The organism is Polynucleobacter sp. MWH-Jannik1A5 (assembly GCF_018881795.1).
In the GTDB taxonomy this organism is placed as follows: domain Bacteria; phylum Pseudomonadota; class Gammaproteobacteria; order Burkholderiales; family Burkholderiaceae; genus Polynucleobacter.
The window spans coordinates 324,984-348,900 of sequence record NZ_JACVPQ010000001.1; the positions used below are offsets into that span (position 1 = coordinate 324,984).

The 23,917-nt window shown below is 43.5% G+C and carries 25 protein-coding genes; 9 read left to right on the forward strand and 16 right to left on the reverse strand.

What is annotated here, in order from left to right; translation table 11 throughout:
- Positions 1-2: 2 nt before the first annotated feature.
- The 7 genes from ICN23_RS01525 to ICN23_RS01555 all read right to left on the reverse strand — a co-directional run bounded on the left by ICN23_RS01525 (position 3) and on the right by ICN23_RS01555 (position 5,150).
- On the reverse strand, positions 3-257 hold the full coding sequence (locus tag ICN23_RS01525) for a copper-binding protein (RefSeq protein ID WP_251367863.1): 255 nt from the start codon (positions 255-257) through the stop codon (positions 3-5).
- Between the two features lie 64 nt (positions 258-321).
- On the reverse strand, positions 322-789 hold the full coding sequence (locus ICN23_RS01530) for a DUF411 domain-containing protein (protein ID WP_082784133.1): 468 nt from the start codon (positions 787-789) through the stop codon (positions 322-324).
- Positions 770-1,276, reverse strand: a complete 507-nt coding sequence (locus tag ICN23_RS01535) for a plastocyanin/azurin family copper-binding protein (protein ID WP_215350260.1) — start codon at positions 1,274-1,276, stop codon at positions 770-772. Before ICN23_RS01535 ends, ICN23_RS01530 begins: the two co-directional genes overlap by 20 nt.
- A 326-nt stretch (positions 1,277-1,602) precedes the next feature.
- Positions 1,603-3,015 (reverse strand): multicopper oxidase family protein, encoded by a 1,413-nt coding sequence (locus tag ICN23_RS01540; protein ID WP_216230614.1) that lies wholly within the window; start codon positions 3,013-3,015, stop codon positions 1,603-1,605.
- 12 nt (positions 3,016-3,027) lie between these two features.
- On the reverse strand, positions 3,028-4,461 hold the full coding sequence (locus ICN23_RS01545; RefSeq protein ID WP_216231873.1) for a TolC family protein: 1,434 nt from the start codon (positions 4,459-4,461) through the stop codon (positions 3,028-3,030).
- The gene (locus tag ICN23_RS01550; protein WP_216230615.1) at positions 4,461-4,772 is read right to left on the reverse strand and encodes a hypothetical protein; all 312 of its coding nucleotides are present in this window, start codon (positions 4,770-4,772) and stop codon (positions 4,461-4,463) included. The genes ICN23_RS01545 and ICN23_RS01550 overlap by 1 nt, the downstream gene beginning before the upstream one ends.
- A 72-nt stretch (positions 4,773-4,844) precedes the next feature.
- Positions 4,845-5,150, reverse strand: coding sequence for a hypothetical protein (locus tag ICN23_RS01555; protein ID WP_041484939.1), 306 nt, complete (start codon positions 5,148-5,150; stop codon positions 4,845-4,847).
- Between the two features lie 456 nt (positions 5,151-5,606).
- Between ICN23_RS01555 and ICN23_RS01560 the strand changes: the two genes are divergently transcribed.
- Positions 5,607-6,692, forward strand: a complete 1,086-nt coding sequence (locus ICN23_RS01560; protein ID WP_215346986.1) for a hypothetical protein — start codon at positions 5,607-5,609, stop codon at positions 6,690-6,692.
- Positions 6,693-6,893: 201 nt separating this feature from the next.
- Here ICN23_RS01560 and ICN23_RS01565 read toward each other — a convergent pair whose 3' ends face one another.
- Entirely contained in the window at positions 6,894-7,394 is a 501-nt protein-coding gene (locus ICN23_RS01565; protein WP_216230616.1) for a hypothetical protein, read from the reverse strand.
- 41 nt (positions 7,395-7,435) lie between these two features.
- Positions 7,436-9,616 (reverse strand): heavy metal translocating P-type ATPase, encoded by a 2,181-nt coding sequence (locus ICN23_RS01570; protein ID WP_216230617.1) that lies wholly within the window; start codon positions 9,614-9,616, stop codon positions 7,436-7,438.
- A gap of 98 nt (positions 9,617-9,714) precedes the next feature.
- On the opposite strand from ICN23_RS01570, the gene cadR reads away from it, so the two are divergent.
- Positions 9,715-10,113: a Cd(II)/Pb(II)-responsive transcriptional regulator gene (cadR, locus tag ICN23_RS01575; RefSeq protein WP_015421828.1), complete on the forward strand. Its 399-nt coding sequence runs from the start codon at positions 9,715-9,717 to the stop codon at positions 10,111-10,113.
- A gap of 362 nt (positions 10,114-10,475) precedes the next feature.
- On the opposite strand, the gene ICN23_RS01580 is transcribed toward cadR, so the two are convergent.
- The 6 genes from ICN23_RS01580 to ICN23_RS01605 form a co-directional block, all read right to left on the reverse strand.
- Positions 10,476-10,844, reverse strand: a complete 369-nt coding sequence (locus ICN23_RS01580) for a hypothetical protein (protein ID WP_015421829.1) — start codon at positions 10,842-10,844, stop codon at positions 10,476-10,478.
- 15 nt (positions 10,845-10,859) lie between these two features.
- Positions 10,860-13,982 carry an efflux RND transporter permease subunit gene (locus tag ICN23_RS01585; protein WP_015421830.1) on the reverse strand — a complete coding sequence of 1,041 codons (3,123 nt, stop codon included), beginning with the start codon at positions 13,980-13,982 and terminating at the stop codon, positions 10,860-10,862.
- A gap of 10 nt (positions 13,983-13,992) precedes the next feature.
- Entirely contained in the window at positions 13,993-15,033 is a 1,041-nt protein-coding gene (locus ICN23_RS01590; protein ID WP_015421831.1) for an efflux RND transporter periplasmic adaptor subunit, read from the reverse strand.
- Positions 15,030-15,599, reverse strand: a complete 570-nt coding sequence (locus ICN23_RS01595) for a hypothetical protein (RefSeq protein WP_015421832.1) — start codon at positions 15,597-15,599, stop codon at positions 15,030-15,032. Before ICN23_RS01595 ends, ICN23_RS01590 begins: the two co-directional genes overlap by 4 nt.
- Positions 15,600-15,612: 13 nt before the next feature.
- Positions 15,613-16,896, reverse strand: a complete 1,284-nt coding sequence (locus tag ICN23_RS01600) for a TolC family protein (protein ID WP_015421833.1) — start codon at positions 16,894-16,896, stop codon at positions 15,613-15,615.
- 70 nt (positions 16,897-16,966) lie between these two features.
- A complete protein-coding gene (locus ICN23_RS01605) occupies positions 16,967-17,302 on the reverse strand; it encodes a hypothetical protein (RefSeq protein ID WP_216230618.1) in 336 nt (111 codons plus the stop codon).
- Positions 17,303-17,789: 487 nt separating this feature from the next.
- Between ICN23_RS01605 and ICN23_RS01610 the strand changes: the two genes are divergently transcribed.
- The 7 genes from ICN23_RS01610 (at position 17,790) to ICN23_RS01640 (ending at position 22,251) form a co-directional block, all read left to right on the forward strand.
- Positions 17,790-18,209 carry a MarR family winged helix-turn-helix transcriptional regulator gene (locus tag ICN23_RS01610; RefSeq protein ID WP_216230619.1) on the forward strand — a complete coding sequence of 140 codons (420 nt, stop codon included), beginning with the start codon at positions 17,790-17,792 and terminating at the stop codon, positions 18,207-18,209.
- A 75-nt stretch (positions 18,210-18,284) separates the two neighbouring features.
- Positions 18,285-18,674 carry a 4-oxalocrotonate tautomerase family protein gene (locus ICN23_RS01615; RefSeq protein ID WP_216230620.1) on the forward strand — a complete coding sequence of 130 codons (390 nt, stop codon included), beginning with the start codon at positions 18,285-18,287 and terminating at the stop codon, positions 18,672-18,674.
- A gap of 104 nt (positions 18,675-18,778) precedes the next feature.
- Positions 18,779-18,976 carry an antitoxin VbhA family protein gene (locus ICN23_RS01620; RefSeq protein ID WP_216230621.1) on the forward strand — a complete coding sequence of 66 codons (198 nt, stop codon included), beginning with the start codon at positions 18,779-18,781 and terminating at the stop codon, positions 18,974-18,976.
- Positions 18,973-19,491, forward strand: coding sequence for a zeta toxin family protein (locus ICN23_RS01625; protein ID WP_216230622.1), 519 nt, complete (start codon positions 18,973-18,975; stop codon positions 19,489-19,491). The genes ICN23_RS01620 and ICN23_RS01625 overlap by 4 nt, the downstream gene beginning before the upstream one ends.
- Before the next feature lie 2 nt (positions 19,492-19,493).
- Positions 19,494-19,691, forward strand: coding sequence for a hypothetical protein (locus tag ICN23_RS01630; protein ID WP_015420586.1), 198 nt, complete (start codon positions 19,494-19,496; stop codon positions 19,689-19,691).
- 340 nt (positions 19,692-20,031) lie between these two features.
- Complete coding sequence (locus ICN23_RS01635; protein WP_370624744.1) at positions 20,032-21,177, forward strand: linear amide C-N hydrolase; 1,146 nt, start codon at positions 20,032-20,034, stop codon at positions 21,175-21,177.
- A gap of 120 nt (positions 21,178-21,297) precedes the next feature.
- The gene (locus tag ICN23_RS01640; RefSeq protein WP_216230623.1) at positions 21,298-22,251 is read left to right on the forward strand and encodes an alpha/beta fold hydrolase; all 954 of its coding nucleotides are present in this window, start codon (positions 21,298-21,300) and stop codon (positions 22,249-22,251) included.
- A 146-nt stretch (positions 22,252-22,397) separates the two neighbouring features.
- Here the strand turns inward: ICN23_RS01640 and ICN23_RS01645 are convergent, their stop codons facing one another.
- The gene (locus tag ICN23_RS01645; protein ID WP_216230624.1) at positions 22,398-23,741 is read right to left on the reverse strand and encodes an amidohydrolase family protein; all 1,344 of its coding nucleotides are present in this window, start codon (positions 23,739-23,741) and stop codon (positions 22,398-22,400) included.
- Positions 23,742-23,917: the final 176 nt, after the last annotated feature.

A 23,917-nucleotide genomic window follows, 5' to 3' on the forward strand; every position in this document is an offset into this window, starting at 1 on the left:
ATTCAGTCTCCTTTTTTTAATTCGATGACATACAGCTTTCCACCTTCGCTTGATGCTACGAATTCCACTTGGTCTCCAGACTTAAGACCATTTAAAAGAGTTTTGTTTTTCACGTTAAAAATCATGGTCATTGGGGGCATATCTAAATTCTTGATTTCCTCGTGACGAATGGTGACTTTGCCTTGCTCCAAATCAACTTTGCGTACCTGACCAGCCGTATATGCACCAGTAGATTGGGCGCTTGCTACATGAGTCAAGATTACTCCTGATAGTAGAAAAATAACACTCAAATATTTTTTTAGATTGTTCATTATTAAATTCCTATCGATAAGATTGATAAATTTGGGATTGACCATTTTTGGAGATCAATAAAACGTCATAAGGATCTTTTCTAGATCCATACTCAGGACCATCCATTCCTGGAGAGCCTATGGGCATCGCTGGTACAGCAATCCCCACAGCATTGGGCTTCTCGGCCAATAAACGCTTAATTTCCCTCGCCGGGACATGGCCTTCGATTGCATAACCATCAATGACTGCGGTATGGCAAGACCCAAACTGAATGGGCATGCCCATCTTCTTTCTAATCTGGTCATTACCATCGCTGATCACTTTAGTAGCAAAGCCATTTTTCTCCACATACGAAATCCAATCCTTGCAACAGCCACAAGTTGGACTCTTCCATACTGTGATCAATGGTTTTTCACTGACAGCACTGGATGCAAACGGCACTAGCACCAATCCCATTGCTATAGCCCTTCTTGTTAAATTAATGTTGATGGGAGCCATGGCCGTCCCCTTTCTGTGCTGGTGAAACAGATTTAGGTCCAGCTACCGAAATTGATCCCTTCATTCCCGCATCGTAATGGCCTGGTTGTAGGCATGCAAATTGCACTTTTCCAGATTTCGTAAATTGCCAAATAATTTCACCTGTTTGACCAGCGCCTAAGGTAACCATGTTTGGCTCGGCATGCTCCATTTCTGGAAACTTCATCATCTGCTTATAGTGCTCTTGTAGCTCTTGATCTGTACCAAGCACCATTTCATGTTTTGTTTTACCCAGATTCTTGACTACAAAGTGGATAGTTTCGCCTTGCTTGACTTGAATACTGCTAGGATTAAATCTCATGTTGTCTGTCATGCGAACTCTAATTGTTCGATTTACTTTGGCTGCAATACCCGGCTGTCCAACACTAGAATTTTCGCTGGCATGATCATGACCACCACTAGCGCCATGGTCATGAGACATTGCGCCCATGCCACCCATAGCCCCCATGCCTGCGCCTGATCCCTGCATCTTGTCATGCATCGCCTTACATTGACTAGCACTCATCTCAGGATGCATTTGTTGGCACATTGCCACCCTTTGTTCAGGAGTCATTTTTGCCATATTCTCGTGCATCGCCTTACATTGATCAGGACTCATTTCAGGATGCATTTTTTGACACATCGCTGCCATTGGATCTTGGTTCATGGCCCCTTGATTCATCATCCCCATACCGCCAGGTTGTGTTGCACCTTGCGCAAACACCAAACTAGATGCTGCCATCGCAATTGCTGCCAATGTAAATTGAATATTTTTCATTTTGTTTTCCTTAATTATTAATGTCCAGAATGCCCATTGGGCTTTCTTACTTGTACTTCGATTTCTTTTGTAGAGCTTGGTCTTGTTGATTGCATAGGTTTTGCAGTATTTAGTTGCGTTGGAGCTGCAGGTAATGCGCCTTTGTAAGCCTCTGCCACCGTACCAGCCGGATGCTTATACCAACCCGGATCTGCATAATCGCCAGGCTTTTGATCCTTACGTACTTTTAATACGCTAAACATACCGCCCATCTCTACCGACCCAAAAGGACCCATACCCGTCATCATGCGAGCCGTGTTATCGGGAATAGGCATTTCCATTTCAGACATATCACCCATACCCCTTTCACCCATCACCATATAGTCAGGTATCAGACTGTTGATCTTCTTGCCAACCCCCCGATGATCAACGCCAATCATGGTGGGGAGGTTATGCCCCATTGCATTCATGGTGTGGTGGCTCTTATGGCAATGGATCGCCCAGTCACCCTCTTCATCTGCAAGAAATTCAATTTGCCGCATCTGCCCAACAGCCACGTCAGTGGTTACCTCAGGCCAACGAGCAGTTTTTGGAACAGGGCCTCCATCAGTGCCTGTGACCGAAAACTCATGCCCATGAAGATGAATTGGATGATTGGTCATTGTTAAGTTTCCTACTCTGATTCGGACCTTGTCATTTAGGGCGACATTCAAAGAATCTATGCCAGGAAAAACGCGGCTATTCCAGCTCCATATATTGAAGTCAACCATCGTGGCTACTTTTGGTGTGTAACTACCAGGATCAATGTCATATGAGCTCAATAAAAAACAAAAGTCCCTATTAACATCATCAATAAGTGGATTTTGATCTTTAGGATGCGTAATCCACATACCCATCATTCCCATTGCCATCTGCGTCATTTCATCGGCATGGGGGTGGTACATGAAAGTCCCCGGGCGGCGAGCAACAAACTCGTACATAAAGGTTTTTCCCGGCGGAATACCTTTTTGAGTTAAACCTGTTACACCATCCATACCATTTGGTAATCTTTGGCCATGCCAATGCACTGAAGTCTGCTCTGGTAACCGGTTAGTAACAAATATCCGAACTCGATCACCTTCCACCACTTCGATTGTTGGCCCAGGGCTTTGACCGTTGTAACCCCATAGGTGCGCCTTAAATCCAGGAGTCATTTCTCGCACTACTGGCTCAGCGACTAAATGAAACTCCTTAACACCCTCATTCATTCTCCAAGGCAATGTCCAGCCATTTAAGGTAACAACTGGGTTGTATGGGCGACCTGTACTAGGTGTTAATGGTGGCATCGTATTAGCGTTCACCTGCGTCACTAATTCTGGGGCACCAGATAAGGCATAGCGGCCAACTGCTGCAACCGCGACAGCACCGCCAGCAATACCGGCATATTTAAAAAAATCTCTTCTTGAACTCATTATTTTTCCTTATCAATGTCCGGCAGGGTTTGCTAACGTCCCCGCCCCAGTAACGCTAGGCACCTGGAGTATTGTTGGTCTGCCAATTAAGGAGGACTGCAAAGCAGCATCTGTTAACCAAAATTGTTGCTGAGCATTAATTGCTGCAATTACTGCAGAGACCTGATCTCTTGAGTCGGCAATCAACTCAAAGACACCAATAATCATGCCGTTATAGCGAAGCTGACTTTCTTCAGCGATGGCTTTGCGTACAGGTATTACTTCTTTTCGATAGTGTTGGGATATGTCGTATGCAGTTCGATAGGCCGAGTAAGTCTCCCTCAAATTGGAACTAGCGTTTCGAGTAACGCCCTCTAGCCGATTAAATGCGGCTAAAGTTTGGGCATTCATAGCATCCCTACTCATATTTCCCCAATCGAAAATTGGTAGTCGAATCGAGATTTCATAACCCTGCTTTGGAGTGCTCTCACCAGATGCTGAATCAAATTTAGTGCCGCGATTAAAGCCCAATTCAATATCGGTAAAACTGGTGATGTTGTTAAGCCCCTGAGCTTTCGCTGCCGCCTCTAAAGTTGCTGTAGCCAAGCGAATGTCTAGCCGCTCCACGCCAGCTTGCTGCGCAATAAATTCGGTGTTTGGTGGTTGCTTAGGCAGATCAGGTAAACGATTGGGCAATTTGAGTTCTTTTGCCTGAGCTTCACTTAAGCCAAGGGCACGAACAAGCTCCTCCCTACGACTTACTGAAGTCTGTTTTGCATTAGCAAACTGCGTAGCCGAGTCTGCATAAAAAGCCTGCTGCCTTGCACGAGTAATCTTATTAAGATTACCTACTGCTTCCATGCGCCTTGCTAGCTCAGCACTTGCTTCTGCACTTCGAAAAACTTGATCGGCATATTTTAGGGATTGCTCTGCTGCAACTGCACGAACCCAAGCCTGGCGAACCAAAGTAACTTGATCAATGATTTCGGTAGTTAAACGCAATTGAGCTTGTTCAATTCGCTTATCAGCTATTCCTTTGCGTTGAGGCAAAGTAATCAGATCTAATAATCCAAATACAAACCAGCGATTAAATTCGATCTCTGGACTAGTAACCATTCGCTCAAAAGCAAAATAAGGATTAGACATTCTGCCTGCTTGGGCAGCAGACGCTGCTTCAGACCAATTCTGGGCAATAAGTGCTTGAACGGCTGGACTATTAATCAAGGCAAGCTGAACAGCATCGCTTTGATTTAAATTCTTAGCCAGCAGTTCCTGAGCTCTACCCTGAAGAACATCACGCTCATCTGACGATTTTGCTAAAACAACCTGGCCATTAGTAAATTTACTCGAATCCAGATTCGTTTTTTGTAAGGCCTCATCAATATTGACGCTAGCGCATCCAGTAAGAGCACTCACGAATAAGATTGATACGAGTTTGTATCGCTTAGCGAAAGGAATGGTCATCATCATTTAACCCCCTCGTGATGATTTCTTGAATGCCCTTCGCTTGTTGGCACCGTATCAGCCTGAGCAGCTTCTTTGGCATACGCTTTCCATCCGCCGATCTTTTGGACGGTAGCGTTAGCCTGCTTCCAAGGAATGATCTCCTCTTCCGAATAAGGCTGATAATTTTTAAATACTGACGTGTACTGCAGCGACTCGGCAATAGACTTTGCCGAAGAACCATTTACCGCCGCATCTTGCGCCGATGCAACTGGACTACCTAGTAATGTGAGCGCCAATAGAAACATTCCATTGCCCCACATGCATTTAAACATGCTCATAATTTCTCCAATAGACAAACGTAGCGACAAGACTTGTCGCCAAAATCTACTTACTACTGAGGAAATTTAAATCCGAGGGGGTTTGTAAATGTTACCTAGCGATTGGCCGAGTGCCAAAGTAGGAGCGTAAGGCAGTAGATTGTCCGCATACTGCAAAGGAGCAATCACGGAAGAAGCGGCTGTTAAATCAGCAATACCAACGCAGCACTGAGAAGCGGTATGGCACTTTGTAGCCACTTTCTTTGCCGACTTTTCTATCGATGAAGTGCAATCTTTACATTGCTTATGCTGCATATGAGAGTCAGCATTATCAGCATGAGTCGCAGCTTGGGACTGGTGCGCATGGTGTTGATCGGAAACGAATACGGGCATGCTAGCCGCATGAATCAGGCTAATAAAAAAACTTAAGCATAAGAAAACGCATAATTTCCGCATTGCTAAACTTTATACTGAATTTGGCGTTTTGTCAGCCTTACCCTTCACTTTTTTGAGTCTAGGCATTAACTTATTGAGCTATTGAGGCTATAAACCCAAGCAAATTCAAGAAGATGTGAATAATCCATTGGGTTTGGGAAGGTGCGTTTATCGTAAAGTGCTACAAGAAACCCCACCATCCCCACCAAAGAGATAGTAGATACGAATTCCATGTCAGATAAAGCCACCAAACTCAATGCCCAGTGCAACTGCATCAGCGTTGACAAACAGAAACTAGATATTGAGGTTCATCGCCTTATTAGTGATCTGGACCTTGCTGATTCAACTGCTACAAAGATAGGCTCGATGCTCTCAAGTAGCGGAGTATTTATTGACCAAGCCGCCTTAGATCAGATGAAAGCATTAGTAAAAGCGGTCTATAAAGTTTGCGAAATGCCTTTATTTCAAAAATTAGTTCTTGAGCAAGCTCCATCCATTGCTAGACATCAACAAAGTACAAGTGGTGTTTTTTATGGATTTGATTTTCACCTAGGGGTAAATGGCCCGCAATTAATTGAAATCAATACCAATGCAGGCGGCGCTATGATTTCTGCCCTTGAAATTGGGGCATCGATAAATTGCTGTGAGCCAGTAGAGAGACGCTTGGGAGCAAGAAATATGCCCAATGAAATTTATGAGACTTTTCTGGATATGTTTACCCGGGAGTGGAGATCCTTCAATAGGGATCCTTCTGCGCAATTAAAGACGATTGCAATCGTTGATGAGAGTCCAACTGAACAATTCTTATATCCTGAGTTTCAACTCTTCCAAGCCCTGTTTCAAAAGCATGGAATCACGACAATCATCACCTCTCCAGATGGTCTCGTAATTAAAGATCAAAAGGTTTACTTCGGCGAAGTCCAAATTGACTTAATCTATAACCGAACGACCGACTTTTATTTTCAAGGTTCATCATACGAAGCGCTTAGAGACGCTTATCTTCAAGATCTTGTAGCCATCACCCCAAACCCCTTTAATCATGCAGTATTTGCCAATAAAGATAACCTTTGCATCTTAAGCAATCGGGAACATCTTGACTCCCTAGGGGTTGACTTGGCTATACAAGAAATACTCCTAAGCCACATTCCGGAGACTGTAAAAGTGTCCTCTAAAAACGAAGAATCTCTTTGGACAAATCGCAAAGACTACTTTTTCAAGCCCAGTCAAGGCTATGGGAGTCGCGCTGTATATCGCGGAGATAAATTAACTAAAGGCGTATGGGGTCAAATTAAGGATAAAAGCTATATTGCACAAAAAGTAATTCCACCAAGCAAACGAACCATCACGATTGATGGTAATGAGGTTGATCTTAAAGTCGATATTAGAGATTATGTCTTTGAAGGTAATTCACTCATTTCAGTAAGTCGCATATACCAAGGGCAAACAACAAATTTAAGAACCTTGGGAGGCGGCTTCTCACCTCTTTATGGCGTAGACTAAGACTGATAAGGTTTAAGACACAATTTAAATTTCTATCTTCTTTAATTCTGAAATTGCAATCAAATAAGCTCAGTCACTAAAATTACTGCGACTACTTCTGGCCGATTTGAGTCATCTGAGTGAATTCAATCAATTTGGATCTTATCGACCCAAGGGAGACCTTGGAGGACAAGTCCAGTAACTCATCCCCCTAGTGTGTTACTACCTTGACCGATCCATCCACATATAGTTCTGCTGCATCATTTGGTTCATCATATTCTGCTGCATACCCATGTATTGATCCATCATGTATTGGCGTTGCTTTAACTGCTCAGGTGTTAATTTAGAGTAATAGGGGCCCATACCATTCCAACCCATCATGTGTCCACCCATCATGCCGCCGTTACCACCACAACAACCCATCATTCCCGAACCCCACATGCCTTGCATCATATTCATGTTGCCCTGCATTGTGCTCCAGTGAGCCTGCATCAGCTTTTGCCTTTCTTGCGGATCTTGAGTTGCACGGATCTGATCCATCTGCTGTTGCATCTTTTTAAAGTTCTCTTGAATTTGAGCGGCTTGCTTATCAAACTCCGCTACATCAACATTTTTTTGTTGTGTCTGTGAGGCTTTAGTGCCTGCCCCTGCTGATTGCGCCAAAACGGGCGCACTTAGTAAAACACCTAAACTTAAAATCCCAACCCATCCTAGCTTTTTCATTTTAGTACTCCTTGAGTTAACTGCTTGATATGAACTAACACCTAGCTTCTTAATAACCGCAATCCATTTGCCACTACTAGCAAGCTCGCACCCATATCCGCAAATACCGCCATCCACATCGTGGCTTGCCCTGTAAAGGTAAGCACAAGGAAAATAGCTTTAATGCCAAGAGCAAGAACAATGTTTTGAGTCAGAATTAGAGCGGTTGATTTGGATAGCCGAATAAAGGTAGCAATCTTGCGTAAATCATCATCCATTAGCGCAACATCAGCAGTCTCTATCGCAGTATCGGTTCCAGCCGCCCCCATCGCAAATCCAATACTTGCTCTTGCTAAAGCGGGGGCATCATTAATGCCATCTCCAACCATGCCTACCTTTACATTGGGATCCTTTTTTAGGCGACTGTCAATTATTTTGAGCTTATCTTCAGGCAATAAATTACCCATAATCTCATCGACACCCACCTGTTTACCTATTGCCTTAGCGGTGTGCTGATTGTCACCAGTGAGCATGATGGTAGTCACGCCTAATTGGTGAAGCTCATCAATAGCCTGCTTGCTTGTTTCTCTAACAGTATCGGCCACCGCAATAATGGCTAAAACCTCTGTTTGGTTGGTAAGCAATACGGCCGTTTTGCCTTGCTGCTCTAGTGGTAATAAACGATTCTCAATATCATCAGAGCACAAACCCAATTCTTCAATCAGTCGATGATTGCCAAGGTAATACAAATTACCCTCAATAACGCCTTTGACACCGCGACCCAGAATCGCCTCAAAGCTATCTACAGTCTTTAAATCATTCTTTTGCTCTTGATTAGCATGGGCAATTGCTAGAGATACGGGATGATCAGATCGTGCCGCAAGACTGATGGCAATTTCGTGAATATGCTTGTCATTGCTACTTAATGCAAAAAAGTCCGTTTGTGCAGGCTTCCCGTAGGTTAGTGTCCCTGTCTTATCTACTGCTAAGACCTTCATGCTCCGTCCTGCTTCTAAAAAAGCGCCTCCTTTAATTAAGATGCCTTTTCTTGCAGCGGCTGCTAAGCCACTCACAATCGTTACTGGTGTTGAGATCACCAAAGCACAAGGGCAGGCAATCACTAACATGACTAATGCTTTATAGATCCACTCTTGCCATGACTGCGCCATTAACAATGGAGGCAAAACAGCGACTAACACCGCAAGCAAAAAAACAGCTGGCGTATAGATCTTGGCGAATTGATCAACAAAACGCTGGGTGGGCGCACGACTTCCTTGCGCTGCTTCAACTGCATGAATAATTCGAGCTAGCGTTGAATGAGTCGCTTCTGCAGTAACTTTGTATTCGAACGATCCTGTCTGATTGATCGTTCCTGCAAATACCTCATCGCCAACTATCTTATCGACGGGTAGGCTCTCACCCGTGATTGGCGCTTGATTTACTGCCGAGTTACCACTTATTAATATGCCGTCTAAAGCTATTCGCTCTCCAGGACGCACTCGAACTAAAGCACCTAAAGCGATAGCCTTTACATCCGTTAGCACCCAAGAGCCATCGGCTTGCTGAACGGTTGCGGTTTCAGGGGTGAGGTCTAATAAGCCACGAATCGCATTACGAGCACGATCTAATGACTTGGCTTCAATTACTTCAGCTAGAGTAAATAAGAACATCACCATGGCGGCTTCTGGCCAACTTCCAATCGCCATCGCACCTGTGACTGCAATTGACATTAAGGCATTGATATTGAGATTGCCATTCTTTAATGCAATCCAGCCCTTTTTATAGGTGGTCAGGCCACCTGAAGCAATTGAGGCGATTACTAGAGCAATGACAATCCACTGATTACCAAGTTGCAGCAATTCCATGATTTCAGCCAAGGTTGCAGTGATACCTGCAACAGCCAATGGCCACCAATTTTTTTTAGGTATAGGCTCAATCGAGCTGTCCTTTGTAGAAGTCTGACCACTTTGTAGCACCGCCTGCATTCCAATTGAACCCAAAGCGGACTCGATAGCGTCAAGTGAGTTGAGATTGTGACCAACCGTGAGTATCCTTTGCATTAAGTTAAAGTCCAGCGACTCAATGCCGCTTACACTAACTAGCTTTTTGCGAATAAGCGCCTCTTCAGTTGGGCAGTCCATATTTTCAATGCGATAGATGGCCTTATTCTTGCTCGGTATTTCAGAAGCCTTTGTCACAGGGGTTGATGTTGAACAACTACAGGAGGTATTGCATTCGCTCATAGCGGAAACCTAAATGATGAAGACATAAAACATTTAACACCCTATAGTAACTATAGAGTCAAGGGATTAGAATAAAAATGTAAAAACTTGGAGGTCAAATGAGAATTGGTGAACTAGCAACAGCCACAAGCACTCAAGTGGAAACTATTCGGTTTTATGAACAAGAGGGTTTGTTAGCAAAACCGGCTCGATCTGAGGGTAACTTCCGAATCTACGGGGATCAGCACCTGCAACGCCTTACATTTATTCGCCACTGCCGCTCGCTGGACATGACCTTAAGTGAAATTCGTCAATTACTTCGCTTAAAAGATTTGCCCGATGAAAACTGTGATGCAGTAAATGAATTGCTTGATGCCCATATTGAAGGTGTAAGCAATCGAATTAATGAGCTACGCCAACTTGAGCGACAATTAAAGCTGCTCAGAAAACAATGTCATGCGAATCAGGACTCAGCACATTGCGGGATCTTAAATAAATTATCGCTACCCGTGAAGTAAAAAAGAGGTGACACTACCGCCTCTTATTAGCCGAAAGCAGTCATCGGCCTTTTGCCGATTTACCAATAACCAATCGTTAACACCCAAGGAACCCTGTCTAAAGCCAATTCGACATTTTTAAGCCCGTTGGGAACAATAGACAATATTGGGTCGTTGTGAGTGGGAATGTTAAGCACTGATTAGCCGTGAGCGTCTCGAAACACGACGGTTGTCGGGTTAACCGACATAGTAGGATGCCGTTAGCAATGGACCGATAACGACCCAAAACCAACTATAGATGGGCGCTGTCTTTACTATTCAGCGAGGTTAATCCAGATCATTTAGGGCGACCCAGAGTACAGACTAGATTGAGCTGATTTAGGCTATAAATTAAATCCTGCTGTAATCACTTTCGCTTTTATCTTGATAACTGCTATAGCCTTAGCTCCCTTGGGAATAGCGAAATTACCTTTCACTTCCAATTTGCCTCCATTAGGCAGTAGCTCATAATCTTTTTTATCTGATCCAATTAAGACTGTCAGCTTTGCGGTCCCACCATCTATAGGTATCGGTTTACCGTGGTCCGTCAAATACAGCGATAGGCTATCAGGCTTTGCAACCAATTCAACATCAATGTCCTTAGCCTCTACTATGACACCGCCATGCATTGGCTTTAAATCATGGCCGGCTCCAGCATGGGCTGGACCAATAAAACTGATTAGCAAGGTTGCAATCACCATCATTGATTTCATATAAACCCCTTTAAATTAAAATACTTCGTTAGTTTTCATATTGCTCAAGGCTATTTCAGATGCTTTTTTCCCGTAAAGCCAAAACATGGCTGGCGTTAAAAAGGTATCCAATAAGGTAGAGCTGATGAGCCCGGAGAAAATAACAACTGCTACTGGATGCAATATCTCTGTACCAGGACGCTCTGCTTCAAATAACAATGGTGCCAAGGCAAAAGCTGTGACCAAAGCTGTCATTAGTACAGGACTTAAGCGCTCAATTGATCCGCGAATAATCATTGCCAGACTAAACGATTCACCTTCTGACTGCATCAAATTTAAGTAATGGCTAATTTTTAAGATTCCGTTACGCACAGATATTCCTGCTAGCGTGATAAATCCTATTAATGCAGCAATCGAGAGTGGCTGGCCTGAAATCCACAAACCAATCACTGCTCCGACCATAGCTAAGGGAATGTTAGACATAATCATTAAAGATAGGCGCATGGACTTATAGCGGTTATTTAAAACCGCAAACATCAAAAGAAATGATCCAATCGATAGCAAACCAATTACTTTAGATGCCTCTTCTTGCGCTTTAAATTGACCATCTAAAGTAATAAAGTAACCCTCTGGAAGAGTCTGATTAGAGATCACAGTTCTAATATCAGCCACGATATCTGACAGGGCACGCTTGGAGGCATTAGCCGATAAGACAATTCTTCGCTTACCGCCGTCTCTGCTAATTTGATTTGGGCCATCCCCATCCTCAATGCTAGCAATTTTGGAGAGTGGAATTTTTCCATTTGGCGTATCAATCAAGATATCAGCAAGCCCTTCTAAATTTCTTGCTGAGTCTGGTAACTTGATCACTAAGGCAAACCGTCGATTACCCTCAATAATTTGCGAGAGCCTCTCCCCTTCAACCATGCCCTGCAAGGTGGCCATAATCTGAGATGTTGAAACTCCATATTGCGCCGCCTTATCGTAATCAATTCGGACCTTAATTTGTGGTGCTAAAACCTGCTTTTCTATTTCTAGATCAACTAAGCCTTCAATGCCTGCCAATTTCGATCTTAGAAGGTCGGCTTGGCTACGCAGCACGTCCAAATCATCGCCAAAGATCTTAATAGCAATTTGCGATCGCACTCCTGAAAGCATGTGATCTATTCGATGTGAGATTGGCTGACCGATCGCAATTGCAGCGGGTAAGTTAACTAATCTTGACCTGATATCTGCCTGTATCTCAGCCATGGAGCGATCTAAATCTCCCGCAGGCTTTAAACCAACATCTAACTCGCTCACATGTACACCTTCCGCATGCTCGTCCAATTCTGCGCGGCCACTCCTGCGTCCAACATAAGTCACTTCTGGAACCTGCCTGACTAACTTTTCTGCTTGGCTAGCTACGCCCGCCGATTCAGAGAGAGAGACACCAGGATTTAAACGCAATCCGATCAGTAAAGTCCCTTCGTTAAAGGGCGGTAAAAATGCGCTCGCCATAAAGGGAACACTGGCAGCAGCGACTATGACGGATGCAAAAGCATACATCAGAGGCTTTTTAGGCGCCGCCAATAACCTTGATAACTGAACCTCATAATGGCTTTTAAGCCAAGTGACAATCTTTGTATCGTGATCCCTCAGGGACTGCATTGAGGGCAGCAAGTAAAAGCAGAGTACTGGCGTGATAGTGACTGAAACTAAAAGCGATGCAAGAGTAGAGACTATAAATGCAATACCCAAAGGCACAAATAGTCGCCCCTCTATACCTGGTAATGCAAATAATGGGATGAATACCAAAACGATGATGGCTGTAGCATAGATAATTCCGGTTCTTACCTCAAGCGATGCGGCTCTCACAATCGCTAGTGGACTTAATTGGTCTAAAGATGCTTTATCTAGATTTACTCTAAGGCGACGAATTACGTTTTCCACATCAACTACTGCATCATCAACCAGGCCGCCGATTCCAATGGCTAAGCCTCCTAAGGTCATCGTATTAATTGATAAACCAAAGTACTTAAAAACTAGGGCAGTTAAGAGAATTGAAACTGGAATTGCTGTTAATGAGATGAGGACCGGGCGAATTGTTCCTAAAAAGAAATACAGCACTACAGCAACAAAGATTGATGCGCCAATCAGCTTACCCTCTAAAGTGCTAATGGATGCATCAATAAAGCTCGCCTGCCTAAATGTTACTTTTGGAGCTTCCATGCCAGTTGGCAAGCCCTGCTTTAATTCTGCAATAGCCGATTCAATCTTTTTTGTTAGCGCTACCGTATCTGCTGAAGGTTGTTTTTGTACACCTAGAATGACTGCTGGCCCACCTTCATAACCGGCATCGCCTCGCTTAACTGCTGGTGCAAAAGTAATATCTGCAACTTGTCTTAAAAGTATTGTTTGTCCATTGCGGTTCGATACGGCAATGTTCTTTAAATCTTCAAGGCTAGAGGTTCGCCCTATATGACGAATAAGATACTCACGATTATTGGACTCAAGAAATCCACCAGACGTATTTGCAGAGTAGCCCCGCAATGCATCTTCAATCTGCAATATGCTAAGGCCTAGCTCCGCCATACGGCGAGTATTGGGTTGCACTTGAAACTGCCTGACTTGCCCACCTATAGGAATGACTTGCGCTACCCCGGGGATAGCCATCAATCTGGGTCGCAAAACCCAATCAGCATACTCGCGAACCTGCATGGATGAAATCTTAGATTCATCAATCGGAATGGCAATTTGCATAATCTCACCCATGATCGAACTAATGGGCCCCATGCGCGAAACAATGCCATCCGGAATTGCTCCCTCCATAGATGACAGTCTTTCTGAAACCATTTGTCTGGCGCGATAGATGTCTACAGTCCAGTCAAAAGTAACGTATATGAAAGAGAGGCCGGCGCTAGATACTGAGCGAATAGCCTCTACTCCCGGTAAACCATTCATAGCCGTTTCGAGTGGGAATGTAATGAGTTGTTCAACTTCTTCTGAAGCCATTCCGCCAGCCTCGGTCATGATGGTGACAGTAGGCTTATTCAGATCGGGAAAGACATCCACAGGCATCTTGCTTAAGGTGTAGGCACCATAGAACATAGATATAGCACCGAGCAAAATCACTATCATGCGATTTTTTAAGCTGAAATCTAATAACCAAGTAAACATGTCTTAATCCTTAACGAATTTGATTGATGAGGGATGCCCCATCAGTAATGACTCGTTCACCATCTTTAATACCACTAGTAATAACAATGCTCTGACCATCTAAAGGCTCATATACAACTGTTCTTGGCTCAAATATTTCTGGGGACTTTTTAATCCAGACAATTGTTTGGTTCGAGCTGCTTTTGACTAATGATTTTGAAGGCGCCTTTACTCCAGTGATCTTGCTATCGGTATTTACAAATACTCGAATGGGCTGACCTATGGGTAAAAATTGGAGATCGTCCGATTTAGCAGAAAAAGTTAGAGGTAAGGCTTGCTCTCTGAGGGTCTGTCCACCACCAAGATACTTGAGCTCAATCACTTTGCCATTGACATCCACCTTGCCATCAGCAATGTTCTTACTCAGACTTGAATCGTAGGCAAGCGCTTCTATTAATAGCTTGGATGGATTAACGACCTCAAAGATTAGATCTCTTGCTTGCACTACTTGGCCAGATACGACACCCGTAGTAGAAATAATTCCGCTGACTGGGGCTCTTAATTCTTCATTAGCAACAGCGGCTTCTGCCTCTTCAATAGTCTTACGAGGGACCGTATCGCTCAGATCTCGCAAACGCTTTAGTCGACTTTCCGCAAGTGATCTTGATTTTCCTGGGCCAGCCTCTGGCGTTACATACGCCAAGACATCGCCTTTACTAACCTTCTGTCCGGGCAATGGAAAACCAGCTGGTCCCGGCGTAATACGGCCAGCAACAATCGCTTGCACCTTACCGCCAAAGTTAGGATCCATAATGACTTTTCCAGCTAAATCATAGGTTTTGGCATATTCGCCGAACTGGCCAGGAGCTGTCATCACGTGTAACTGGCGTTGCGCAGGCTTGGGAATAAAAAGACTGCCGTCCGACTGTCTTTTAGGGGCGTCACCTTGAACTTGGGATACTTCCGACTCGCCATGACCCGGCCCAGCATAAACCTTAAAAGCAAATAGCGCCACAGATAAACTAATGAGGACAATGGGGCGAAATACAAAATCTCTCTGTTTGCGATTCATACCCGCTCCTTAATTTGTTTGATTAGTTTTTTTGTATTCGTCATCAACACCTCTTTCTTGCGATAAGACAAATAGGCAATTGCCATCAAGAGGCTGAAATAAAGCAAGATCTTTATTGCTGATTTCCAAGTGATCAATGAGGAGCGCTCAAAGGAACTTAGATCTATAGTGGCTGCTAGTATGTCGGTAACATCATCATTAATCGTGATGGTGATCGCAGTAGGCTGATCTTTAATTTTATTTTTTAGGCGAAAGAGATACTCTCCATCGCCATGAGGCTCTGAACTAATTTTAGAGCCCTCAAGCTCAATTTCAACCTTGGCTCCTTTGACCAATTCATTGGAGGAGTAGCGATCTAGGTAGAGCGTGATTTCCTTGCCGTTAATCACTCCTACCGCCTCATAGAGATCAGATTCAGCATAAAAGCGAGGTAGTGATTGAGTTTGTGCAGTGGTGGGTTTTTCCTCCCCATGACCAGGACCTGCATAAGTTGCCGATGCGATCGTCAGAAATAGCGCAATTAATAGTTTTGACGCCCACTGACTATATTTGTTCAATAAATTCATAGTTAAAGTGACCTTACTCTGGTAACAGGCCAAGGGCCTGTCGTAAATTTGAAACTGAAACTGCGTAATTGATTTTTGCAATTGCAGCCTGCCTATTTGCATCCACTGCTTCTAGCTCAATACGTAGTCTTGTGGGCAAATCGGTTTCACCAAAGCGAAATGATTTGTCAAAAAATTGACGTGTTTCATTGGCTAAGTTAGACCTCTTATCTGCAGCGCCAAGCTTCATTTTTGCCGACTTCACTAAAGCCACATTTGACTCCACATTACTTAATGCAGACTCTCGCTCATAGGACAATCGAACCTCTGAATCGACCATCTCAGCAGTAGCACTGGCCAATCTATTGGTATTGCGAGCATCAGAGCCAAAAGGAATTCTTAACCCAACAGCAACTGATTGCTGATACGGAACGCCATAGACTTCACGGCCCTTAGTAGTCCATATTTGCAATTGTGGGGAAGCCCGAGTTTGAGACTTTGCTAGGTCAACTGCTTTTTTAGCAACCTCTAACTGATCTACAAGGGCTGCAACGATTGGCAAACTAGAATCTAGTCCTGACAGGTTTTCAGGAACCTTAGGTAGCGGTTCAATATTTTTAGCAATGTCACCGAATTGAATTTTCTTGAGATACTCACTTCCTAATAAAGTACGCACCCTTTGCTCAGCATTAATTACGTTGGCCTGCGCTTCGACCAAAAAAGCTTCTGATGATGCGAGGGCACCATTGGCCTGATGAAGATCAGCGCGAGATAAGTCTCCAGCCTTAAATCTCTTTTCAACATCAAGAGCTAAGCTCTTTGCATTCTCATTTCTGCGTAGCGCTAAATCAGACTCAATTTTTGATTTCTGGTAATTCCAATAGGCATCCCTTACTTCAGCTGCAATTCTCAATTGGGATAGATAGTATTGAGACAAAAGCTTTTTATATTCAGCATCCGCTAAATTAATTGAGCTTGACCGCTCATTCCATAACCACAGGGGGATATCTAAACCCAGTATGGTTTCACTAGCGCCTTGATTGCTGTTAGTTCTATCGGTCTTTTGCGACACTTCAACCGAAGCTGGGCTTACCAAAAGGCTGCTAGCAATTTTTTGCTTAGCAAGCGCGGCCTCTACTCGATACTGATAGGACTTGTAGTCAGGTTGGCGCTCCCATGAAGATTCATAGAAGGACTTTAAGGTCGATCCACCTTTGAGCTCGGCATTAGCCAGCGCTATTGGCGATCCCAATATAAATACCAATCCAGTAAATTGAATGACGCAGCGACGAACTACGCCCGAATACTCTCGCAACATAAAAACTCCATTTGTTTGTTCAAAACAGAGTTAGCGAGAGGAGAAGAATTAGGTTAAGGCTCTCGCTAACTTAGGCGAGAGCGAGCCAATTGGGTTTTTCGGGGCGGTGAGGAGAAATATCGACTAAAAACTCTACTCGTGCATCTTCATAATGAAAGATGGTAGAGGTAACTGAAATGCTAAAAGTGGAATGCAATGCTGGAGAATGCGTCAAATGACAGACCCCACAATCAGAATCGTAGCTTGCAGAATCGCTAGCAGAGGCAATGCTGACTGGCTTCTCATGCTCGTGATGTGAAACATGAGAAGCTGCTGCCTGCTCTTCTTGGCAGTAAGCAGAAACCGTAGCATAGGATGTTTGTATCGATAAAGCTAGCAGGGCCAGAATTATCAGGATTTTTCTCATTAGCTAATTACAGCATATTTCTTCGTATTTTGCATTTAGAGCTTTTCCATACAAGTCAAATGGATTAATCACTCACATAGCTGCTGTAATGCCACAACCCCCTGAATACCCAATGACTTGGTGGAAGAGGCGGCTCAACAACTTCAGAAGGTCTCTTAGTGGCCGATAGCTCCCATTCCAAGTGTCGGTTAACCCGACAAACCAAGTGTCCGGAAACGCGACACTCCAACAAGACGCTGTCGAAACCAATTGATCTCCACCTTACGCCAACCAAACCCGCTAGACCAACCGCCGATATCACATCACTTTCTAAGCAGGTTTAAGCTAATGTTTTGATTACTGTTCAGCACAATTCTTAAGTCTTTTAATCCGTTGGTCGCGAGTTCGAATCTCGCCCGACCCACCAGTAATACCAAAAGCCACCTTCGGGTGGCTTTTTCATCTTCATATAGTTGCATAGCTAATCAATATCAGATATACTGCCCCCATGTTTGAACAATGCCTCTATTTCAACACTACTAGCCTAGCTCGTCAGCTAGAGCGGGAATGGACTAGCGCATTCAAACCATTTGGACTTACCCCGTCACAAGCCTTCATGCTCAGGGTCGTTCTGGATAAAGCCACGTTATTGCAAAGTGAATTGGCTTTGGAGATGAATATCAGCCGCCCCACTGCTACTAGAGGTTTAGATGGCTTAGAGAGATTGAGCTTAATTAAGCGGGTTGCCTCTGAGAAGGATGGCCGTGAACAAGAAATTCATCCAACCAAGAAGGCTGTGGATATGAGGGATGCGATTAATGCTGCCAGTGGTGCCGTTACCAAGCGCCTGAAGAAAACGTTAGGGACTGGGCATTTTGAAGATGTTGTCGGACAGCTTCGGGGTATTAGCTCTGCCCTGAAGGAATAGGGAATTTTTTATTTCCCTAATAGTTGCATAGCTAATTAGTTTTATTGAATTGATTTATTTACAAAGGAGAATTACATGCCAATCTTGAACGTAAAAGTCAGCGGACAAAAGAATATCGAGACCACTAAAGCCATTAATGAACTACTACTAGACCTTACACACCGTATTCTGGGCAAGAAAAAGGAGGTTACTGCTATTGCGATTGAATATGTAGATTTGGACTGCTGGTTTGTGGGTGGCAAGCTATTAAGCGAACAAGGCAAGAACAGCTTTTACTTTGACATCAAGATCACCGATGAGACCAATACAAAAGATGAGAAGGCTCAGTACATTAAGGAAGCATTTGAAGGTTTTGAGCGCATTCTAGGCAATCTTCATGAAGAGAGCTATATCTACGTACAAGATGTTAGGGCTGCTAGCTATGGGTATGGCGGTAAGACTCAGGAATATCGATATCATCAATAATTCAGCAAATACACTCATAACCCTCTGTAATATCAGGGGTTTATGACTAGATTATTGAGCATAATTCTCTAGGAAAATAGACCTAGAGTCACTAAAATAGATCCATGCCAACAAAGTTTTCAACCCAATCTCAGATCCGCCAATACAACGTTTCTAATGCTGTAGCTTCTGCTCGGATTGAAGGCATTGTTCCTACTAAGCAGTTAGAGCAAAACCTTACTGATTACGTTACTGGCAACAAGAGTATCGGACAAATACTGAAAGAAACCAAACAACGTTATGCCGCAAATCGACCCAAATGATGTCCGCAATAAATAAAAAAATTATCATCATTGCGGGACCTAATGGGGCTGGTAAAACTACTTTTGCCAAAAACTTCTTACCGCAAGAAGCTCATACATTTCGTTTTATTAATGCTGATCTTATAGCGGCTGGTTTGGCACCATTTAATCCTGAATCTGTTGCATTCAAGGCGGCTCGCTTGATGCTCAATGAGTTGGATGAATACACCAAAGCAGGTGAAAGTTTTGCATTTGAAACCACGTTATCCGGCACCCATTATCTACAACGCATTCAAGAGTGGAAAGACTTGGGCTACACAATTAAGCTCTGGTTTATTGCCCTAAGTTCTCCTGAGTTAGCCATCTCTCGAGTAGCAGAGCGAGTTGCACAGGGCGGACACAATATTCCTGAAGAAGTCATTCGTAGGCGCTATCGAGCAGGATTAGAGAATCTCCCAAAGTATCAAAAAGCTGTAAACTCATGGGTATTGCTTGATGGTGACTTAACGGAATTAGAAAAGATTGCTCAAGGCTAGAAATGATTATTCCAACTCCAGATATCCTCAATTCACCAGATCCTGACATATCAGGCTCCTACTTCGCTATTAAACGTGCTAGAAAAGCAGCGATAGACTTGGCAATCCAAACCAATACCGCAATCGTGACCACAGTTAATGGCAAGATAGTGCGGATCCCTGCCGCAGAACTCATTAAGCAGCGGCAACTTACGGCCTAAACACCGTTGGTCGCGAGTTCGAATCTCGCCCGACCCACCAGTTATACAAAAGCCACCCTCGGGTGGCTTTTTCTTTTACCGGAATCAATATCGTGACTGTTTGACGCAATAAGCAATCTATTGGACCGTAATGCGTGGTGGGGGGTGGCACACGCTGCAGAATCGTAAGCAACTTTGCATTGTTTATAGAATAAAAAATCATTTTTTTAAGCCATTATTTGTATATTATTGGCTAAAGCCTTCCCAAAGAATCAACTTTTGTCTTGCCTGTACGCAATTGAAAAGTCTAAGTTTCAGCTCTATTACTAAAACCCAAAATGATCCAGAAAGAAAATTTTTCGTGAATATTTTCAAAAAAACACTTAGTCTGTTCACGGCTACATCTTTGATGGCAGCTTCCATTGGCAATGCCATAGCTTGTACGTCTCTTGTCATCACCGACACAAATGGCAATGTGTATCACGGACGAACACTTGAAAACTCTGCACGGCCACCAGCATTGCTGACGTATATGCCTGCAGGCACAAAAATTGATTCAACTACCCCCACAGGTCAGCAAGGTATGACCTTTAATACAAAATATGCATTTATTGGTGCGGGCAGCTCTAAAGGCTATGGTGTTAAGCAGCAGCTATTTCTAGATGGTCTTAATGACCAAGGTCTCAGCTTATCTGGTAACGAGATAACTCCAACCACCTCGATGACTTTGGGATCGGATAATTCGAAGATTCTCTCCGGTCAACTTTTTAGCACTTGGGTGCTTGGAAACTTTAAAACGGTTGATGAAGTTAGGAAAGTTTTATCTAGTGGTGCCGTACAGGTTTGGTTACCAGATGTTAAATTGTTTGACAACCTTCCCGTCCCACTTCACTATGCAATTCACGATAAAAGTGGCGGCGCAATTGTGATTGAGTTTGCAAATGGCTTGGCCAATATCTATGACAACCCTGTTGGCGTTTTAACTAATGGACCTCATTTCCCATGGCATCTCGAAAACCTGAACAACTATACATTTAATAATGTTGATAAAAACACAGGGCAGTTAGGGAAACTGAAATTAGCCACAGCGGATTCCGGCAATGCAATTGCAGGCCTTTCTGCTGCGAATACCTCACAGGGACGCTTTGTTAAAGCAGCTTTTTATGCAAACTACGTAACAAAAGGCACAACACCGGATCAGGCCATCAATCAACTTGGCCACATTATGAATAATTTTGATCGTCCTGACGGTCTTACTGTTGATCCTGCAGGCAGCAAAGGCGATGGTGGTGCTAGCAGCAGTAAATCATCAAGCGAAGTTTCTGATTTCACTGTAATGAAAGATCTTTCACGCGGTAAATATTACATTCGTAGTATTAACAATTCCCTGAATTGGGCTGTAGTTGATCTAGCTGCATTGAAGAATCTAAAAGAGATTAAGGCACTCCAAGCGTATGGAATAAATAATGCCGGCCCTCAGGATTTATCTTCTTCATTTTTGAAATAATTCAAATTTAGGTGCATTAATAAAACCCGCTACGGCGGGTTTTATTTTGTCCACAAGGACTAGAGCAAATTTTGCAATGCTAATATGAGGCCTTGAGCAACCCATTGCAAACCAAACCTTATGATGCCTTTGAATAACACCCTACACTGCTTAAATGCCAACCTGATGCGGGGCGTTTATTTAGTACTCGCAACTCTTCTAATCTCGTTTGGCCCTAGCTTTTCAGTGCAAGCTCAAGATAAACCTGAAATTAAATACGCGCCTGTGAATGGCGTGAAGTTAGCCTACTACCTAAAAGGTAAAGGCGATCCTATGATTCTCATTATGGGTTACGCAGCCACCATGAGTGCTTGGGACCCCGCCCTTCTTGGCGAATTAGCAAAAAATAATCAACTAATCATTTTTGATAATCGCGGTGCTGGACTATCTACTGATACCAAAGAAAACAATACAACCATTCCTCAGATGGCAGATGATGCCGCGGGTTTAGTCAAAGCACTGGGCTTCAAAAAGGTAAACGTATTCTCATGGTCAATGGGCGCTCGAATTGGACAACAACTTGCAATCAGACACCCGGATTTGGTCAGCAAGCTTATTCTTTGCGCCCCAAATCCAGGTGGAAAGTATCAGATTGCTATTTCTAAAAAGGCTGGGGAGGAGCTCAATAACCCAAGCCTTTCCCCAATGGAAAATTTCGAGTTATTGTTCCCAATTACGCCAGAAGGTAAGGCAGCTGCCAAGGTTGTATATGAAAGGTTTATGGCAGCAAAAACAGCAGGAACCATCCCCGATGATTTTGTTATCTCCAAGGAAACCAAGGAGCGCCAAGTTCGTGCTCGCATCGCCCTTTGGAATGCCGATAACCAAAATTACAAGGACTTAAAGAATATTAAAGTTCCCGTTCTAGTTGCAGATGGTCGTGAAGACATCATCGACAACCCCAAAAACTCAGTTGTTATTGCCAATCAAATTCCTTTTGCTTGGTTGGCGTTTTATGAAGGTGGGCATGCCTTCTTATTCCAAAGTTACAAGAAACTTTCTGAAACTGTGAATATCTTCCTGCAAAAAGACTAACCAAATTGCCATGTCCAGGACAATCCAACATCTTCAAATCCGTTGGTCGCGAGTTCGAATCTCGCCCGACCCACCAGTTATACAAAAGCCACCTTCGGGTGGCTTTTTCTTTTCCTAATTAATCAAGCCCTAAGTTTTCGGAAAAATCACAGCGTATTTTTATAAATCTTGCCATCTTTCATGATGATGCGGAAATTCTTGGCAGGGTCAGCAATGATGTCTAAGTTTTGCGTAGGATCGCCGTCAACCAATAATAAGTCAGCATAAGCACCCTCTTGAACTACCCCTAGTTTTCCAGGATAGGGATTACGGATACCAGACATTGCCATCAATTGTGCGTTGTCATGAGTAGCCATTTTTAACGCCCTAGCCGGTGACATCCATTTTTTCAACTTAGCTAACTGTTTATTTTGCTCAACACCATAGGTTTCGAAGAAAAAATCAGAGCCCCACGCCATTTTGACGTTGTATTTGATTGCCCATTTAAAGACATCGCTTTCACCCATAACAACCTGATGTTCTTTATGACGCTGAAGTGGTGAGTATGTATTATCGAACTCCTCAAATACTTGGGTGCTAAGCCATACATCTTTATTTTTTAAATACTTTACTGTTGCTTCATCGAGCAGCTGCCCATGTTCAATAGACTTGACCCCAGCATCCACAGAGCGACGAACAGATTTTGTGTTGTATGCATGGGTTGAAACATAAGTACCAAGATCAGTAGCCGCCTCTACTGCAGCCTTAATTTCATCGGCCGTATATTCTTGCACTGTTACAGGATCACTTGGAGAAGCAACACCGCCTCCCGTTGCTAATTTAATTTGCGAGGCGCCATTGCGAATATTAAAACGAACTGCGGTTAGGACTTGATTTCGGCCATCAGCTAAAGTGGAAATTCGGTATACCTCTCCTATAGAAAGTGGACCACCAAAACTTCTTGGCAGAGCCTCAGGTGCACTATAGTCTCCATGACCCGATGTTTGGATAATCATGGTGCCGCTTGGGTAAACACGTGGACCCGGTGCTTTAGCAGCATCAAATTCACTTTTAAATTTAAACATCGGTCCACCCATATCTCTTACAGTGGTAAATCCAGACATGAGAGTAGCTTTTGAAGATTCATAAGCCTTTTGATCAAGCAATGCTGGTGTAGTGGCTGGATCAAAAAGCAGGCTTTGAGGCACACCGAGATACAAGTGAGCATGAGCATCTATAAGACCAGGCATTAAAGTACGACCATCACCAGCAATACGGGTGGCAACTATGCCCTGCGGAATTTCAATTGGCTTGCTAGATATAGTTTTAATGGTATTGCCAACAACCAGGACATTGGTTGGTTGAGTTAACTTATTGGCAGTGCCGTCAAATACTCGAACATTTTCATAGAGGGTTGCTGTCTGGGGCGCTGTTTGAAGATTGGTTTGAGTGAAACCCAAATTTGCATAAAGGGTGGCACAAACCGCGAGTAACTTAATTGAGAGATTCATAATTTAGCTATAAATTTAATGGTGAATACGTAATAATATCTGCAAATGTATACAATAAATTTATGATAATAAATACATAGATTAACCGGATGACCAATCGCGCACTCAATCGCACAGTCATTTTTTTGACTTTCAGGCTATTGATTTATATAGAGTTTTAAGAGCCATAACCTCTT